Raw genomic sequence first — 13,326 nt, 5'->3', positions numbered from 1 at the left:
TGGACCGGGACGGCCGAAAAATAAACGGCATGGTATTTAGCAGGTATAAGTTATTGAATTCTATAAGCAATGAGAGCCCAACAAAAAACAACCGTCCTGTATGTACCGGGGAGGTGAAAATGTACGAGGCATGGCACGACGATGATCAGTGCTGAAAAAAGTGCCGCCAACCCGGTCACCAGCCATTTTTTTCGCAGTTTTTGGGTACGGAAGGTGCGTACCAGGCGCAGCATCGCATGGGAATCCGGCAGGGCGCCGGTATCGGCGGTTCGCCAAAGGGTACGGAGTTGATTAAATTCGTTCATACAGCTTCAATTGTATTGCCAGTTTTTCTTTGATCCGGTGGATCTTCACCCGTATATTGACCGGACTCATTCCGACCACCTCCGCGATCTCCGCCTGCGGCAGTCCTTCCAGTTCTAGTGAAATAATGATACGGTCCGTTTCAGGAAGGGTTGCGATCGCCTGGTACAGCCAGCGCTGCTTTTCCTCCGGTGACTCCTCCGGTACCTCCGCCAGGTGCAGCGGCATGTCCCCGGGGGGCATACGGCGGGCGACCTCCAGCGCGCGCAGGCAGTGGTTGGTTGCGATCCGGAAGATCCAGCTACCCAGCTGCGCTTCCTTCCGGAAACCAGCCAAATTCTTCCAGACCGAGATAAAAGTCTCCTGCACCAGGCCCTCGCCTGCTCCGTATCATTGGTATAGCCCAGGCAAACCCGGTAAAACTGGGGCGCATCCTGCTGATAGATAGGTTCGAACTCGGACATGGAAAAGGATAAATATGGATCAAATTTGCGGGATTAGATACGGGTTTTAATCAAATGTTACAAAACTGCAGGGTGCGGGTATTTAAATCCTGCTTCCTTAAAGACCCGGCTATCCTCCAACCTGGCGGTGTAAGCCAAACTTACGGTCACACCCGATGGTTTTAAGGGCAGGCGATCTGAAAACGGAGAAAGACGGGGAGGCGTACCCGGTATAGCGTGCACCTCCCCGTCTGGCATACTTTTAGCTGTAGCAAAATAACAGTTACAGATCATGAAAGTAGTTTTTAAACAACCGGTCAGACATGCGTCATGCAGGATCGTTCAGTTGGCCCCTTTTTCTTTTAAGCCGTCCCTGCGGGATATTTATTATACCAAAAAAAGAATGGAGGAAAGGCTGAAGGGAAACTGGCAGCAGTAAATGCCAGCCCGGGAGACGGTATTACCATGATATCATGTGTCGGGCTACACCAAAGGTATTTCCGGCAACAGCAAACTGGTCCCGGCCAGGCTCAAAATACTTTGGGGATTTAACGCCAAAAGTCTCTTTTGCGTTGATGAATCATAACATTAATCCTAAAGAAAGAAAGTATCTTCTCCAGAACCGCTTAGAAACTGGAAAATAAAAATCCGTATTTTGGTCGCGCCTGATCAGTCAGGTTTAATTAAAATCGGGTATATACTGTGTGGCGGGTACACCCTTTTTTATGCCTTGTAGTGACCGGAAAAATCGAACGGGTTGACCACCGCATCGAGGTAGGCCAGCAAAATAAAGCCAGGGACATTGACAAAGACAAGGAAATCGTCAATCCCTTCCGCCATGCGTGCCGGTTCCCTGCGGAGGTCGAACAAGGCATCGTGATCCATTAACCAGCCGGCCGGCCAGGCCCGCTGTGTCAGCGGTGTCAGCACGATACTGCGCCTGACCTTTTCCCGGTCAGGAGGATAGGTCTTGCAAAGGCAATACCGGTAGCCCTGCCTGATCAGAAAATCGAGTAAGTCAGGTGTTAATAAAATGCGCATGGATAACAAGCCCTTTGTATTTACGTAGCCATATAACTGTAAACCAAATCATTGACCACAAGTTTGCGCTGCATAGCATTTTTTTAGCAGACAGGGGCACCGGGATGCGGCAAATTTGAAAACGGTTAAGATGATCGCCAGATCTTGAAACAATGCTCATAGCTACCGTCCCGGTCTTTGATGATCAGCGACAGGTTTTCCTTGCGGATTGGGAAATGTTGGTCAACGGCCCGGTAGATCTGCTGGAGCAGATGGCCCAGCCGGTTTTCCACCTCAAAGCGGGAGATAGCGACAATGATCTGATTGGCAACCGCCGTCACCGAAGCATCCGTGATCAGATCAGTTTTGGTCAGCCGGGCGACAGCCGCACCGAGATCGGCGATTTGGGAAAGTTCAAGTGGGTTCATTTTCAGTTCAGTTAAGCATACAAACAAACAAACCGGCCAGGGCCTTTCGGCGCTGCTGCACAAATATGAAATACCTTCCATTATTCCTGCAAGTTTTACAGCATCTTTTCCAAAGGCTCTTATTACCTTAATATTATTTTTATTGGCAGATCTCATGCTGATGGATCACCGGCTGCAGGTTTGCCGGGGTGCGCCTATTTGTCGTGTGCTCAAGGATAACCCTGCCATATCCGGTGGTGATGATGTCGGCGACCATGGGGCTAAACGAAACAGCCGGCGCAGACGCCGTGCTGCCCAAAGCCTTTGACCTGGCGGAATTGCTGGCGATTGTTTCCGGCTATACCAGAATCGACGCGCATTTTTTTTTGCAACATTCCTAAAAGTTGTATAAATTTACTTTTGCGAACTTTCCCCTGAGAACCAATCATCCTAAATGAAATAACAATGCCAGTGGTTTTTGTGCAATTGTGCGACCCGGAGATCCTCCATGTCGTGCAGATGATCCTTAACCTGGACGGGCTGGACGTGCATACCTTCACGGCGCCCGGTCCTGCTTTGATCCGGGCCGCCGCTATGCGGAAACCTGACCTGCTGATCCTGGATCATCAGCTGGATGGCGCCGCCTGCCTGGAAACTTTTTTGGAGATCAGTTCGCAAATGCCCGGTTTGCCGGTGGTCGTCGCCGGTTGCTCTTCGCTGGTTTCGGCATTTTGCCAACAACATGGTTTTTGCGATTTTATTGAAATGCCTTTTGACCTGCTGGTATTTTACGAAACGGTCATGCGATGTCTGCCGGAAGGCATCCGCCCGGCACACCCGCTGCTCCGCTGAACACGATTCCGGGTAAGGCTCGCTACCCTGGTGTGAAGATCCCCTTGTCCCGTTCAGGGTAGCACCGGCTCGATAAACACGTGGCGGTAATGCGGGTAGGCCTGCTGTACCTGTTCCCGGAGCCGCCGGATGATCCCTGCGATCTCCCTGGCCTGTAAAGCCGGCTCGAAGACAACATCGGCCTGTAACAGGACCTCTTCCGGCCCCAAATACATGGACCGTTGCCGGATGGTTTTTTGCACGCCCGCCTGTTGCTCCATCAGCGCTTTAACCTCGGCGAGTTCATCGGCGGCCACAGTTTCCCCCATCAGGAGGCTCCGGCTTTCCCGCACGAGCAGTACCGCGACGGCCGTCAGCAGCAGACCGATCAGGATCGATGCGATACCGTCAATGAGGGGGTTTTGCAGCAGCTGGCTAAGCAAAATACCTGCGAATGCGATGCTGATGCCGATCACGTCCGCCAGGTCCTCGAACAGCACGACGAAGGTTGCCGGGTCTTTACTGTTTTTTACCGCCCGCCAGAAAGGTGTCCGGCCGCGCTGTTTATTAAAAGCACGTAAGGCCGTAATGAGTGAAATACCGTCAAAAACAAACGCGATACCTAATACCACGTAATTCCAGACCGGCTTGCGGATCGTTTCCGGATGCTGCAGGTGCAGGATACCTTCATAAACCGACATCCCGCCGCCCAGGGCAAAAAACAGCAGCGAAACGATAAATGCCCAGAAATATAACTCTTTGCCATAGCCGAAAGGCCGCTGGTCATCGGGCGGTCTTTTGCTCCGGTTCAGTCCCAGCAAAAGGAGCACCTCGTTGCTGGTATCCACCAGCGAATGAATACCCTCAGATGCCATCGCCGAACTACCGTTAAAAGCAGCGGCGGTCAGCTTGGTCGCGGCAATGAGCAGGTTAGCGGCAAAGGCCGTATAGATCGGTGTTTTCGAGACAGGCATATGCTGTAAAGCAGCAAAGGTCCCCCTTTGTTTGCCCGCTTATTCCGCCGGTTCCCATAACTGGATCTTATTGCCTTCCGGGTCGAGGATATGCACGAATTTGCCGTAATCAAATGTTTCCACCTGGTCGACAATGGTCACGTTTTCCTTTTTCAACTGCATAACGAGTGCTTCCAGGTTCTCCACGCGGTAATTGATCATAAAATCTTTGGCCGAGGGTGCAAAGTATTTCGTGTCTTCCGGGAAGGGATTCCACTGCGTCAGTCCTTTTTTGGTACTATCTTCGGCATCCCGCCAGGCAAAGGCGGTCCCATACGGGCTGGTATCAAAGCCCAGGTGCTCGTTATACCATTGGTTGATGGCTTTAGGATCTTTGCATTTAAAGAAGATCCCGCCGATTCCGGTTACTTTTTTCATAGGTTCTTTTTCGTTTTTATCTACACTGGTTTTGACCGCGTAACCCGCCAGGAAAGACGCGGCGATCAATGTCAGGGTCAGGGCATACTTTTTCATATTGATAAGGACTATCGTGTTAACGCTTTGACCGGGATCATGATGTCCAGTTCAAAATGCGCCCAGTCACCGATATGTTCCTTATCCAGGAACACTTCGATACCGGGCTGCAGGTCGCATTCATAGGCACTGTTGATCAGCCAGCGGTCGAACAGGTAATTGAATGCCTGACCGACCAGGATCAGATCACCGGATACCCGGGTCACGGCGTACTTACAGGCGGGCAGGCGCATCGTCTCCACCGGCGCATCTTTGCTCACCCTGAAACCCGCCGGCAAGGTGATACAGGCTTCGTAGCGGTATTTAGCTTTCGGCGTGACCTCCGGATCATCCGGTGACATGCCAAAGATGGTTTCATCCTCCAATAACTGCATCTCCCCGGCCCAGGTGGTCAGTTGTTCAAACGCCTGCAGGACGACACCTTCGCGGAAAGCGTCCGTTACGCGGATATAAGCGATCTGCCTTTCGGGCAGCTGCCTGATCGTGACCGAAAATTCCTGCTCACAATGATAGGCGTCTACCGGGAATAAGTCTTTGCCGATCTTGCTGTTTTTGATTTCCGAACCTTTCCGGTATGCCCCTGGTGAGACCCCGAAATATTGGCTAAACAGGCGGGTCAGCGTGGAGGCCGAGGAAAAGCCGCAGGCCAGGGCGATATCGCTGATCCGGGTATGGGAGAAGCGCAGCAGCCGGGCGGCTTTTTCGCAGCGATCCCGGTTGCTGAACGCTTTGACGGTTTCACCGGTCACGGCGCGGAAGACCCGGTGGAAATGATACGGAGAATAACAGGCCACCTCTGCCAGCTGCTCCAGGGATATGGTATCCCGGGTATGCGTGCGGATATAATCGATCACCCGGTCGATCCGGGCGCGGTAGTGCTCACTGGCTTTTTGCATGATCCATGACCGTCATCAGGTATGCTGCCAAAATAAGGTTTTCCGGTCAATATTCCTTAGCCTTCTGCCGGCGGGGGTCCCCTGAACGCGTCCAGCTTGTCGATCCGCTCCAGTTTTACGGGTTTACCGGTTTTGGCCGATTCGTAGATCGCTTCCAGCACCTTATGGTCCTGCAAGCCCTCCTCCCCCGGCGTAAACGGTACTTTATCATCCATGATGCAGGTCGAAAAATGATCGATCTCCAGCGCGAACTGGTTACTGCCCCCATTGCTGGGCTCCATTTTAACCTCCATACCGTCTTGTACCTGTGAAGCTTCCATCTTCAGCCCTTCATAACTGAATGCCGGGTCCAGGCCGAACCAGCCGCCGTTATCGGCATAGCAGCGGTAATGTTTGGCGTCGTGCACGCCATAGCTGCAGACATTATTGGCCACCGTGCCGCTGGGGAAAAACAGCTGGAACATCACGGTTTCCTCCACTTCTTTAAAGCGTTCGTCCCCCGGCGTGGAAAAGATACTGGCCAGCACGGTATGCGGCTCCTCCCCTGTCAGGAAGCGGTTGGTATTGCTGCAGTACAAACCGATGTCGGGCAGCGAGCCACCGCCCGCGAGTTTTTTATTCAGCCGCCATTGCCCGTAAGGCCCGGAATTCTGCACATTGACGCTGTCGATCAGTTTCACCTTGCCAAAACGCTTTTCCCGAGTCCATTTCATGGCCAGCCGGTTATGCGGCTCATATTGGATACGGTAAGCGATCATCAGTTTTTTTCCGGCCTTTTTACAGGCGTCGATCATCTCCTGCGCCTCAGCAGAAGAATTCGCCATGGGTTTTTCACAGAGCACATGTTTTCCGGCCTTCGCCGCGCGGATGGTGAATTCTTTGTGCATGCTGTTCGGCAGGACAATATACACGGCGTCAATCTCCGGGTTATTCCTGATCTCGTCGTAGTTCTGGTAATTGTAGATGTTCTTTGGGTCTATCCCATATTGGGCGGCTACTTTTTTAGCCTTCGCCGCATCGCCGCTGACCAGCGCAACGGGTTTGGAATAATTACACTCGGCAAAGCCAGGGAGCAGTTGTTGCAGGGTAAGATTACCCAAGCCCACCAAGGCATAGCCGATGCGTTTCGACGGCGGCGAGATCGCCGGCCATTTATCCTGCTTTTCGCTGGCCGCATGGATCGGCGGCAGTTCCACCTTGATCGCGTCGGCCGTACGCTTAGTGTCCGAGGAGGCAGAAGTTTGCGCCTTTGCCCCCGCTGCAGGTAAAGCCCCGATAACGCCGGTGGCTATCATGGTCTTACCGGCTGTTTCAATAAAACTGCGCCGGCTATAGCCAGAAAGGGATTGTTCTGTTGTGTTCATAATTTCCTTGTTATAAGTGGTGCTGTCATGGGCGGCTATTTGGTATAATCATGACCCCAGTTTCTTAAGGAATAATCCCAGTTGGAATCTTTCGGATGCCCGGGCTTTTGGACCAGGTGGCTTTTCACATACCCATGAACTTTTCGCATATGTTCATAATCCGCCGCGGTGAGTTCATCTTTCTTTTTATGCAATATCCGGGTGATGTGCTCACCGGATTTATGACCGATCGACTCCCCGTCACCGCTATCCCAGCCGACCGATTTCGCTTCTGCTGTTTTCAGCCATTTTTCCAGTTCGGTAGCGGTCATGTTCACCACCTGTTTAAATTCCTGGTAAATTATTTCCTGTTCCTGCTTATCCATCTAAAAATTATTACGGCTAAAAAAGTCCGCTTAACTTGTGTAAGCGGCCCTATCCTCCTGCCTTTCATTTATACTTTTGCCGCGTCACGCAGCGCTTTGATCTGGTCATGCGCTGCATTGATCTCCGACGCCTGATTGCGAATTATCGCTAAAGTTTCGACCGGTAATCCACCGTCAGTCAATGCATCCTGGTAAGCTTTTTTGATCGCATCTTCACCGCGTTCTGCTTCCGACAGGATACTCGCACGATCGCTGCCGCCAAATAGCGCCTTCACGTCGATCCAGGCACGGTGCAGCGTACCGCCAACACTGTTGCCGGTTTCTACCTCTTCAGGAGAGCCGACGATGGCGGCCAATTCCTGGCCATTCTTGCGGCTTTGTTCCGCATAGCCCTGAAAAATCGCTTTCAGGTCGATGTTCTCGTCCCTGATATCGGCGATCGCTTTTTCAAAACCCGCTACGCGGTCATTATTAATTTCGATCAGGTCGTTCAGTACGCCTGTTGCATTTGCTATAGTTGCCATGTTATTTTTTGTTTTTAATGATAGGCTGAACGTATACCTAATACCGTGCCAGATGAAGATTAATTTAAAATCTTAACCTAAAATTAATGGAACAAGGTTTGCTGTAAAACGGTAACACCAATCCTAAATGACCATGGCCGCTAAAAAGAAAAAAGATCCATGCTGGACAGGCTACAAAAAAGAAGGTACCAAGAAGAAAAGACGGCAAAACCGTCCCCAATTGCGTAAAAAATTCTGGTAAAAAAGACTAAAAGTTCATCACCAGCTATTAACTACTTCAACATTCATCTTATGAAAAAATCAACCTCTATTATCCTGGCCACTGTGCTGAGTTTCGGCACGATGTCGGGCATGGCGCAAACCAGTGGCGGACAGCACCGGAAAACTAAAAAACATTCCAGCGAAAATACGCTGCGCGACACCAGTGGTTCCAGTGCCGCAGATACCAGCGGCAGTAAGAAACACCCCGGGGGCAAACGTAGACACGCCATAACCGGCACCAAGGCGGATTCGACCGGGAAAATCCGACAATAATCCATTATTCAAAACAGATAGGCTGTATGAGACTGCTGCTATGCATTAAACCATCATACGGTGTAAGTTTCTACGATCCGGCTTTTACTTCTAAAATCCGATCATGACCAATTATAACGACGTACTGATTCAAGCTGCCCGTAAAGGCGAAACTGCCATTATCAAGGTACTGTTACAACAACAACCTAAAACTTTTAGGAGAGTGATTTCGTAAATCGATCAGGCGAATATGAAAACAGATAAAAATGAAAGGGCGTATTTGATTTAAAGTACGCCCTTTTTTATTCACCAACCCGGTCATTCAATTTATGCGTGGTGATCAGCAAATAGCCCGGGCCTGCTCCCTCATCCGCTACCGGCACCACATCCAGCTGCCACCAGCACTCCTCCCAGATTTGATCCTGCACAACAGGGATATTATAATGAAATGGAAGCGTCGTGAAGGCGTCGTTGGTTTCCATCGCCTGGAGCAGCGCCTCCAGTAAAACCCCTTCACCTCCCCCGGCCCTTTCCGGATCAAACGCTTCCCATAAGGTCCAGCCCAATATATTACGATGGTGCGTATTCGTTGCCTGCTGATAAGCTTCATTGTAGGCCACGATAGTAAAATGTGGCGCATCTGCGCGCAGGAGGATCATCGGCTGCGTTGTTTCAGCCATCAGGTGGATCAGGTGGAAAGGGAGCATATCTGGTACAAAATAATCACGTTATCAGGTCCTGTCGATTTCCGTTACCCCCGTCGTGTAGGTAAAACTCCCGCCAGATGATTTATGCTTGGTCACGCTGCCCTTAGTAACGAGTTGCCTCAGGCGATTATAAACGGTCGTGATGCTTATCGGAATTTTTTGTTCCTGCAAATGAAACAAGATATCCTCTGCACTCAAAGGTTCAGCTGAAAGCCTGATGACTGCAATCATCGAGGCATTCAATCTTTCAGATTTATCTTCCCGGATGGTTTTTCGGGACGAAGCGGAATGGTGAAATATACCGTTGTCGAGCATATGCTTTAAGAACTTTCATTGGTGCAACTACTATAGTTACAAAAATATAGGCCCTTGTGTTTGCCGGCTGTATTTAATCCAGGAACAAATGGGTTGTCCGGTGAAGCTATTCCTTGTTGTCTTTGGCGGCCGACAGGCATTTCTTCAGCAGATCCGTTACCTCTTTCGGGCAGATCCTGCTGCTCATTTTTAACCATAGATTAAAAGTATCGACCGCTACACATTTCATGACGATAACAATAGCTGGCCTGTCAACGGCCAGACGGGTATTTAGAATACCTGATATCACGAGGTAAAAATCCGCTTTGTCGACATCGGCAATCACTAATTGCATGGTATTTGATGTGATGAAAACCAAAAAATGGCACTGTAAACGACCGGGCAACGGCTATTATTGGTGTGTGAGTCTTTTATTATCGCAGATACATCATCAAAAGGGGTAAAATCCATACTCCCTTCAGGAATATTATTTATTTTACGGCACTGATCAATTAGACAACATGTGGAGAGGCTACAACATTGTGCACCACGCCCGCGACCCCAACTAATGCACCCATTGACCAGACCTTTTTGCCGCTGCGGCGTCAAACGGCACGATGCTGAATACGTAGCAGGTCACTGCTGATGAAAAACGTAATGTTTTGGCTGCCCTTAAGACGGTATTATTACCTGAAATGAGATGCATATCTTGACAATCAATCATCAGTCTGCGAAACGACAGTTACCGCTTTCCAGATCTGACGAATACCCGTAGCGTTTCTACGACACCGCTGTTGCATTTGCCGGCAATTCACTTCCATGATTTGATCGAAAATGCGGGACGCTACCGCAGCCTGCGCCGTTCATCAAAAAATAAAAGGACTGCCGCAGAATATTTCCATCCGGGCTATATTGCATGTTGAAACTATCGGCATATTTTACTTCTAATTGATTTATTTAACCCAGGTATTATTGTACTTTTGCGTCATTTGATTGACGCTATGCCCAAAACGATATTAATTGCCGAGGATGATAATGACATCCTGGATATTATGACTTTTCTGTTCAACGATGAAAATTACCGCGTAATCAAATCATCCGGAAACGATACGATTGCACAGGCGCTGATTTATCTTCCGGACCTGATCATCCTGGATCACCGCTTGGGTTCCTGCTGGGGTGCCGATCTTTGCCGCGAACTGAAAATGGATGAGCGAACCCGGCACATTCCCGTAATAATCATGTCGGCGACCATGCACCTGGAAGAAACGGGCCAGTCGGCAGGTGCAGATGCGATCCTGGCAAAACCGTTCGATATGACCGAAGTTCTGGCGCTGGTCAAAACCCAGCTGCAATCAATGCGTTGATGCTTCCGTTATGTAATCAACCGGAGAACCTACACAACGTTTTGATATGAATACGAAAAGAAGAACTATACTTCTTTACTTGAGCTAGTTTTCCATGGGAAATGGCATAATCATCAAGTTAAGTGTGCCTTATCGCTAAATTCTGCTTAGCTGATATGAATACCGTCTCAACCAGGGTTTGCCGCCGCTGGTCGAGGGTAACAGCTATTTTGACAATTTAAATTATCTTGTCGGATGACGGCCATCTGGATTGTTTATATCTTTTACTGATTTTAATCAGACTTATTTGCTTTTTCCTGCTGCATTTGAAATTAATTTCCTTTTGCGATGTCAGCTGCTGAAAGTTGGTGGATCTCCACTGCACTCTTGCCCGCCACATTTAAAGCTGGACAACTCATTCATTTCGCATTAGTTGAATCACCTGTGTCTGAACTACAGAATTGTATTTTGATGGCATCAAACGGACTTCTGCCTTTCCAAGCTGTTTTTATGATCCGGTCCGTATCAAGGGCGTTAAAGTAAATGACCTTATTCGTATAGTTGGCATGCGCTCCACTGTCAGGTTTTTAATTTCTACCCTGCTGCCAATTCTTTTCTTCTCACAGTGTTCCAGATGAAAATTCTCCAGCTTTTGCAGCAGGTATTGCTAAGTAAACTTTTCGGCAACTGTGAGCCTGCCGGTGATGATCTTCCGGTGCGCTTCCAGGCCACGGCATGGGCAGGGGCTTTAGCGTCTACTAATTTTTTAAGCACATCATAAATGCGCCGACGTTTGCCGGGATCTTCCGTACCATTATGATTTTATGCAGCAATTATTTCCTGCACGCGGTTAACCAACAGGTCCAAGTCGAACGGTTTTGCCATAAAGAAATCGGCGCCCGCTTCATTGGCTATTTTCTCTCCTTCACGGCTTGCAGATATCACGATCACCGGCAGGCTTTGTGTTTCCGGGTTTTTCCGCAAAGTCCGCAGAACTTGATCACCAGACAATACAGGCATCCAAAGATCAAGCAGGATGAGGTCAGGCTGTTGCTTTTCGATCGTCTCATAAATTTGCAGGCTATTTTTGACCGGAATGATTCGGTAACCTGTTTCTTCTAATATCAGCTCCAATATATCCAGGATCCCCTCATCATCATCGCAGATCAAAATCGTTTTATTGCTCATCTGGCTTCCTTTCATCCAAAGGTAGGGTAAAGCTAAATGTTGAACCCTGGCCCGGTTCACTTTCCACCCAAAGCGTCCCGCCATGATTTTTGATGATCTGGTCGCAGACGTAAAGTCCGATACCCATTCCAGGAAAACGCTGCTGTATCTCCCCGACCCGATAGAAGCGATCAAAGATCTTTTTCTGCTCCTCTATTTTTATCCCCATACCTTTATCTGACACGGATACTTTCAAAAAGTTGCTGACCCGAGATAAATAAACTTCCACCTCCCCGGATTCCGGCGCATATTTGATCGCATTCGATAACAAATTATTGATGACCTGGACAATATGTGATTCGTCACCTGTATAACTGTTCGTGGCCTTGCCACGTACGATGACCCGGTGCGTTTTCGTAGCGCTTTGAATATTGTCGACCGCTTCGTGTATAGCCCTGTCGAAATCAAAAGTCTCCTTGTGCAGTTCGATGTTACCGGTCTGTATCTTTGACATGTCCAAAAGCTCAGCGATCAAAGAATTCAAACGCTCGACATACACGCCGGTTTTCCGCAGGATATCTTTGAATTTATCGCCGACCGTATCGGGTAGTAAGCGCTGCATGACCTGGACGTATCCTTTTATCGTCGTCAGCGGTGTTTTTAATTCATGACTTGCGATAGACAGGAAATCATCCTTCCGCCTTTCAATTTCGCGCCTGTCCGTGATGTCTTCAATCGCGATCAATATGCGGTCTTTATATTGCCCTTCAAGTTCTATGCGGTGGGCATTCAACAACATTAATTTCTTGCCAATATGCGGGAAGTCATGTTCTACCTCAAACTCCTCCACCGGGTTATTAGTCGGCAAAATATTTTCCAGTAATTCTTTAAGTTTGGGAATATCCCATTGACCGTTCCCTAATTCATAAAGCAGCTTACCCTCGGTTTCCTCCTTGGTTACCTTAAAAGTTTTTAAAAAGTGATCATTTACACTTAATACTTTAAAACCCGGATTTAGCACCACGAGGCTTTCCCTGACCGTCTGAACGATACTTGACAAATAATCCTCACTTTCCCGCAAGCTTTTAGTGCGCTCTTGGATCTGCGCTTCCATGATCGACTGTTGGTGCAGTAATTCCTGTTCCGCTTTCTTACGACGGGTGATATCATTTTGCACACCAATGAAATAACAAACATTACCACGGGCATCCTTGATAGGCGACATATAAAGTTCGTTCCAGAAAAGGGTACCATTTTTCTGGTAGTTACGCATTTCTACGACACATTCTGTCCCGTCTTCTACAGCCTTTCTAAGGATGAGCCTCTGTTTCTGATTGCGGTCCTCTTTTTGCAGAAATCTGCAGTTATGACCGATGATCTCATGGCGCTGGTATCCGCTAATGCGCTCAAAGGCTTTATTACAATAGATGATGGGATTGTCCGGTTGCTGGTTATCTGTTAAAATGACCCCGGAGATCGATGAATCCAATGCCTGGATCAGCAATGAAAGATCCTTTTTTACTGTCTCGTTGGAAAATGAAAATTCCCCGTTTTTTAAACTATCCAATTTGTACCCTTTTTATTTGTTTTCCGAACGTTACAAACGCTTTGCCATTCATATAAAGCATCAATGAAAACACGGATTTAAATTAAGATGCA

Annotated in this window: 22 protein-coding genes; 4 read left to right on the top strand and 18 right to left on the bottom strand. The window is 48.7% G+C overall.

All coding sequences use genetic code 11. The features are described 5' to 3' along the window. Positions 1–50 precede the first annotated feature (50 nt). The 5 genes from ABD894_RS14920 to ABD894_RS14900 all read right to left on the bottom strand — a co-directional run bounded on the left by ABD894_RS14920 (position 51) and on the right by ABD894_RS14900 (position 2,350). A complete protein-coding gene (locus ABD894_RS14920; protein WP_345211855.1) occupies positions 51–305 on the bottom strand; it encodes a hypothetical protein in 255 nt (84 codons plus the stop codon). Next, positions 292–672, bottom strand: coding sequence for an RNA polymerase sigma factor (locus ABD894_RS14915; RefSeq protein ID WP_345211854.1), 381 nt, complete (start codon positions 670–672; stop codon positions 292–294). Before ABD894_RS14915 ends, ABD894_RS14920 begins: the two co-directional genes overlap by 14 nt. 152 nt (positions 673–824) lie before the next feature. Then, positions 825–1,040 carry a hypothetical protein gene (locus ABD894_RS14910; RefSeq protein ID WP_345211853.1) on the bottom strand — a complete coding sequence of 72 codons (216 nt, stop codon included), beginning with the start codon at positions 1,038–1,040 and terminating at the stop codon, positions 825–827. Positions 1,041–1,469: 429 nt separating this feature from the next. Continuing rightward, the gene (locus ABD894_RS14905; RefSeq protein WP_345211852.1) at positions 1,470–1,787 is read right to left on the bottom strand and encodes a polysaccharide deacetylase family protein; all 318 of its coding nucleotides are present in this window, start codon (positions 1,785–1,787) and stop codon (positions 1,470–1,472) included. A 125-nt stretch (positions 1,788–1,912) separates the two neighbouring features. Next, positions 1,913–2,350 carry a hypothetical protein gene (locus ABD894_RS14900; RefSeq protein ID WP_345211851.1) on the bottom strand — a complete coding sequence of 146 codons (438 nt, stop codon included), beginning with the start codon at positions 2,348–2,350 and terminating at the stop codon, positions 1,913–1,915. Positions 2,351–2,433: 83 nt separating this feature from the next. Here ABD894_RS14900 and ABD894_RS14895 point away from each other — a divergent pair, with 83 nt between their 5' ends. Then, positions 2,434–2,574, top strand: coding sequence for a response regulator (locus ABD894_RS14895; protein ID WP_345211850.1), 141 nt, complete (start codon positions 2,434–2,436; stop codon positions 2,572–2,574). A 64-nt stretch (positions 2,575–2,638) separates the two neighbouring features. Next, entirely contained in the window at positions 2,639–3,025 is a 387-nt protein-coding gene (locus ABD894_RS14890) for a DNA-binding transcriptional response regulator (RefSeq protein WP_345211849.1), read from the top strand. Between the two features lie 53 nt (positions 3,026–3,078). Here the strand turns inward: ABD894_RS14890 and ABD894_RS14885 are convergent, their stop codons facing one another. The 6 genes from ABD894_RS14885 to ABD894_RS14860 form a co-directional block, all read right to left on the bottom strand. Further along, positions 3,079–3,978 carry a cation diffusion facilitator family transporter gene (locus tag ABD894_RS14885; protein ID WP_345211848.1) on the bottom strand — a complete coding sequence of 300 codons (900 nt, stop codon included), beginning with the start codon at positions 3,976–3,978 and terminating at the stop codon, positions 3,079–3,081. A gap of 39 nt (positions 3,979–4,017) precedes the next feature. After that, on the bottom strand, positions 4,018–4,491 hold the full coding sequence (locus ABD894_RS14880; RefSeq protein WP_345211847.1) for a VOC family protein: 474 nt from the start codon (positions 4,489–4,491) through the stop codon (positions 4,018–4,020). An 11-nt stretch (positions 4,492–4,502) separates the two neighbouring features. Beyond that, a complete protein-coding gene (locus tag ABD894_RS14875; protein WP_345211846.1) occupies positions 4,503–5,387 on the bottom strand; it encodes an AraC family transcriptional regulator in 885 nt (294 codons plus the stop codon). A 56-nt stretch (positions 5,388–5,443) separates the two neighbouring features. Then, complete coding sequence (locus tag ABD894_RS14870; protein ID WP_345211845.1) at positions 5,444–6,751, bottom strand: Gfo/Idh/MocA family protein; 1,308 nt, start codon at positions 6,749–6,751, stop codon at positions 5,444–5,446. 35 nt (positions 6,752–6,786) lie between these two features. Next, positions 6,787–7,116 (bottom strand): DUF3140 domain-containing protein, encoded by a 330-nt coding sequence (locus tag ABD894_RS14865; RefSeq protein WP_345211844.1) that lies wholly within the window; start codon positions 7,114–7,116, stop codon positions 6,787–6,789. 68 nt (positions 7,117–7,184) lie between these two features. Next, the gene (locus tag ABD894_RS14860) at positions 7,185–7,640 is read right to left on the bottom strand and encodes a ferritin-like domain-containing protein (protein ID WP_345211843.1); all 456 of its coding nucleotides are present in this window, start codon (positions 7,638–7,640) and stop codon (positions 7,185–7,187) included. A 291-nt stretch (positions 7,641–7,931) separates the two neighbouring features. Here ABD894_RS14860 and ABD894_RS14855 point away from each other — a divergent pair, with 291 nt between their 5' ends. Continuing rightward, positions 7,932–8,174, top strand: a complete 243-nt coding sequence (locus tag ABD894_RS14855) for a hypothetical protein (protein WP_345211842.1) — start codon at positions 7,932–7,934, stop codon at positions 8,172–8,174. Between the two features lie 281 nt (positions 8,175–8,455). Here the strand turns inward: ABD894_RS14855 and ABD894_RS14850 are convergent, their stop codons facing one another. From ABD894_RS14850 to ABD894_RS14840, 3 genes are all read right to left on the bottom strand, one after another. Next, a complete protein-coding gene (locus ABD894_RS14850; protein ID WP_345211841.1) occupies positions 8,456–8,833 on the bottom strand; it encodes a PAS domain-containing protein in 378 nt (125 codons plus the stop codon). A gap of 51 nt (positions 8,834–8,884) precedes the next feature. Beyond that, entirely contained in the window at positions 8,885–9,175 is a 291-nt protein-coding gene (locus ABD894_RS14845; protein ID WP_345211840.1) for a transcriptional repressor, read from the bottom strand. 106 nt (positions 9,176–9,281) lie between these two features. Continuing rightward, positions 9,282–9,509, bottom strand: a complete 228-nt coding sequence (locus ABD894_RS14840) for a hypothetical protein (RefSeq protein WP_345211839.1) — start codon at positions 9,507–9,509, stop codon at positions 9,282–9,284. 646 nt (positions 9,510–10,155) lie between these two features. Here ABD894_RS14840 and ABD894_RS14835 point away from each other — a divergent pair. After that, positions 10,156–10,521 carry a response regulator gene (locus ABD894_RS14835; RefSeq protein ID WP_345211838.1) on the top strand — a complete coding sequence of 122 codons (366 nt, stop codon included), beginning with the start codon at positions 10,156–10,158 and terminating at the stop codon, positions 10,519–10,521. A 398-nt stretch (positions 10,522–10,919) separates the two neighbouring features. Here the strand turns inward: ABD894_RS14835 and ABD894_RS28180 are convergent, their stop codons facing one another. The 4 genes from ABD894_RS28180 to ABD894_RS14820 form a co-directional block, all read right to left on the bottom strand. Then, positions 10,920–11,015 carry a hypothetical protein gene (locus ABD894_RS28180; RefSeq protein WP_425562969.1) on the bottom strand — a complete coding sequence of 32 codons (96 nt, stop codon included), beginning with the start codon at positions 11,013–11,015 and terminating at the stop codon, positions 10,920–10,922. Between the two features lie 79 nt (positions 11,016–11,094). After that, complete coding sequence (locus tag ABD894_RS14830) at positions 11,095–11,274, bottom strand: hypothetical protein (RefSeq protein ID WP_345211837.1); 180 nt, start codon at positions 11,272–11,274, stop codon at positions 11,095–11,097. Between the two features lie 48 nt (positions 11,275–11,322). Further along, a complete protein-coding gene (locus ABD894_RS14825) occupies positions 11,323–11,703 on the bottom strand; it encodes a response regulator (RefSeq protein WP_345211836.1) in 381 nt (126 codons plus the stop codon). Beyond that, positions 11,678–13,234 carry a sensor histidine kinase gene (locus ABD894_RS14820; protein WP_345211835.1) on the bottom strand — a complete coding sequence of 519 codons (1,557 nt, stop codon included), beginning with the start codon at positions 13,232–13,234 and terminating at the stop codon, positions 11,678–11,680. Before ABD894_RS14820 ends, ABD894_RS14825 begins: the two co-directional genes overlap by 26 nt. Positions 13,235–13,326: the final 92 nt, after the last annotated feature.

The organism is Mucilaginibacter gynuensis (assembly GCF_039541195.1).
Lineage (GTDB): Bacteria > Bacteroidota > Bacteroidia > Sphingobacteriales > Sphingobacteriaceae > Mucilaginibacter > Mucilaginibacter gynuensis.
This window is presented reverse-complemented; position numbering and strand designations above follow the sequence as displayed.

Excerpts from the sequence above, each read along its gene's own strand:
- ABD894_RS14870 (WP_345211845.1), bottom strand. The coding sequence starts at position 6,751 with ATGAACACAACAGAACAATCCCTTTCTGGCTATAGCCGGCGCAGTTTT.
- ABD894_RS14900 (WP_345211851.1), bottom strand. The coding sequence starts at position 2,350 with ATGAGATCTGCCAATAAAAATAATATTAAGGTAATAAGAGCCTTTGGA.
- ABD894_RS14885 (WP_345211848.1), bottom strand. The coding sequence starts at position 3,978 with ATGCCTGTCTCGAAAACACCGATCTATACGGCCTTTGCCGCTAACCTG.
- ABD894_RS14895 (WP_345211850.1), top strand. The coding sequence starts at position 2,434 with ATGATGTCGGCGACCATGGGGCTAAACGAAACAGCCGGCGCAGACGCC.
- ABD894_RS14865 (WP_345211844.1), bottom strand. The coding sequence starts at position 7,116 with ATGGATAAGCAGGAACAGGAAATAATTTACCAGGAATTTAAACAGGTG.
- ABD894_RS14875 (WP_345211846.1), bottom strand. The coding sequence starts at position 5,387 with ATGCAAAAAGCCAGTGAGCACTACCGCGCCCGGATCGACCGGGTGATC.
- ABD894_RS14825 (WP_345211836.1), bottom strand. The coding sequence starts at position 11,703 with ATGAAAGGAAGCCAGATGAGCAATAAAACGATTTTGATCTGCGATGAT.
- ABD894_RS14855 (WP_345211842.1), top strand. The coding sequence starts at position 7,932 with ATGAAAAAATCAACCTCTATTATCCTGGCCACTGTGCTGAGTTTCGGC.
- ABD894_RS14850 (WP_345211841.1), bottom strand. The coding sequence starts at position 8,833 with ATGGCTGAAACAACGCAGCCGATGATCCTCCTGCGCGCAGATGCGCCA.
- ABD894_RS14920 (WP_345211855.1), bottom strand. The coding sequence starts at position 305 with ATGAACGAATTTAATCAACTCCGTACCCTTTGGCGAACCGCCGATACC.
- ABD894_RS14835 (WP_345211838.1), top strand. The coding sequence starts at position 10,156 with ATGCCCAAAACGATATTAATTGCCGAGGATGATAATGACATCCTGGAT.
- ABD894_RS14910 (WP_345211853.1), bottom strand. The coding sequence starts at position 1,040 with ATGATCTGTAACTGTTATTTTGCTACAGCTAAAAGTATGCCAGACGGG.
- ABD894_RS14890 (WP_345211849.1), top strand. The coding sequence starts at position 2,639 with ATGCCAGTGGTTTTTGTGCAATTGTGCGACCCGGAGATCCTCCATGTC.
- ABD894_RS14845 (WP_345211840.1), bottom strand. The coding sequence starts at position 9,175 with ATGCTCGACAACGGTATATTTCACCATTCCGCTTCGTCCCGAAAAACC.
- ABD894_RS14880 (WP_345211847.1), bottom strand. The coding sequence starts at position 4,491 with ATGAAAAAGTATGCCCTGACCCTGACATTGATCGCCGCGTCTTTCCTG.
- ABD894_RS14905 (WP_345211852.1), bottom strand. The coding sequence starts at position 1,787 with ATGCGCATTTTATTAACACCTGACTTACTCGATTTTCTGATCAGGCAG.
- ABD894_RS14840 (WP_345211839.1), bottom strand. The coding sequence starts at position 9,509 with ATGCAATTAGTGATTGCCGATGTCGACAAAGCGGATTTTTACCTCGTG.
- ABD894_RS14860 (WP_345211843.1), bottom strand. The coding sequence starts at position 7,640 with ATGGCAACTATAGCAAATGCAACAGGCGTACTGAACGACCTGATCGAA.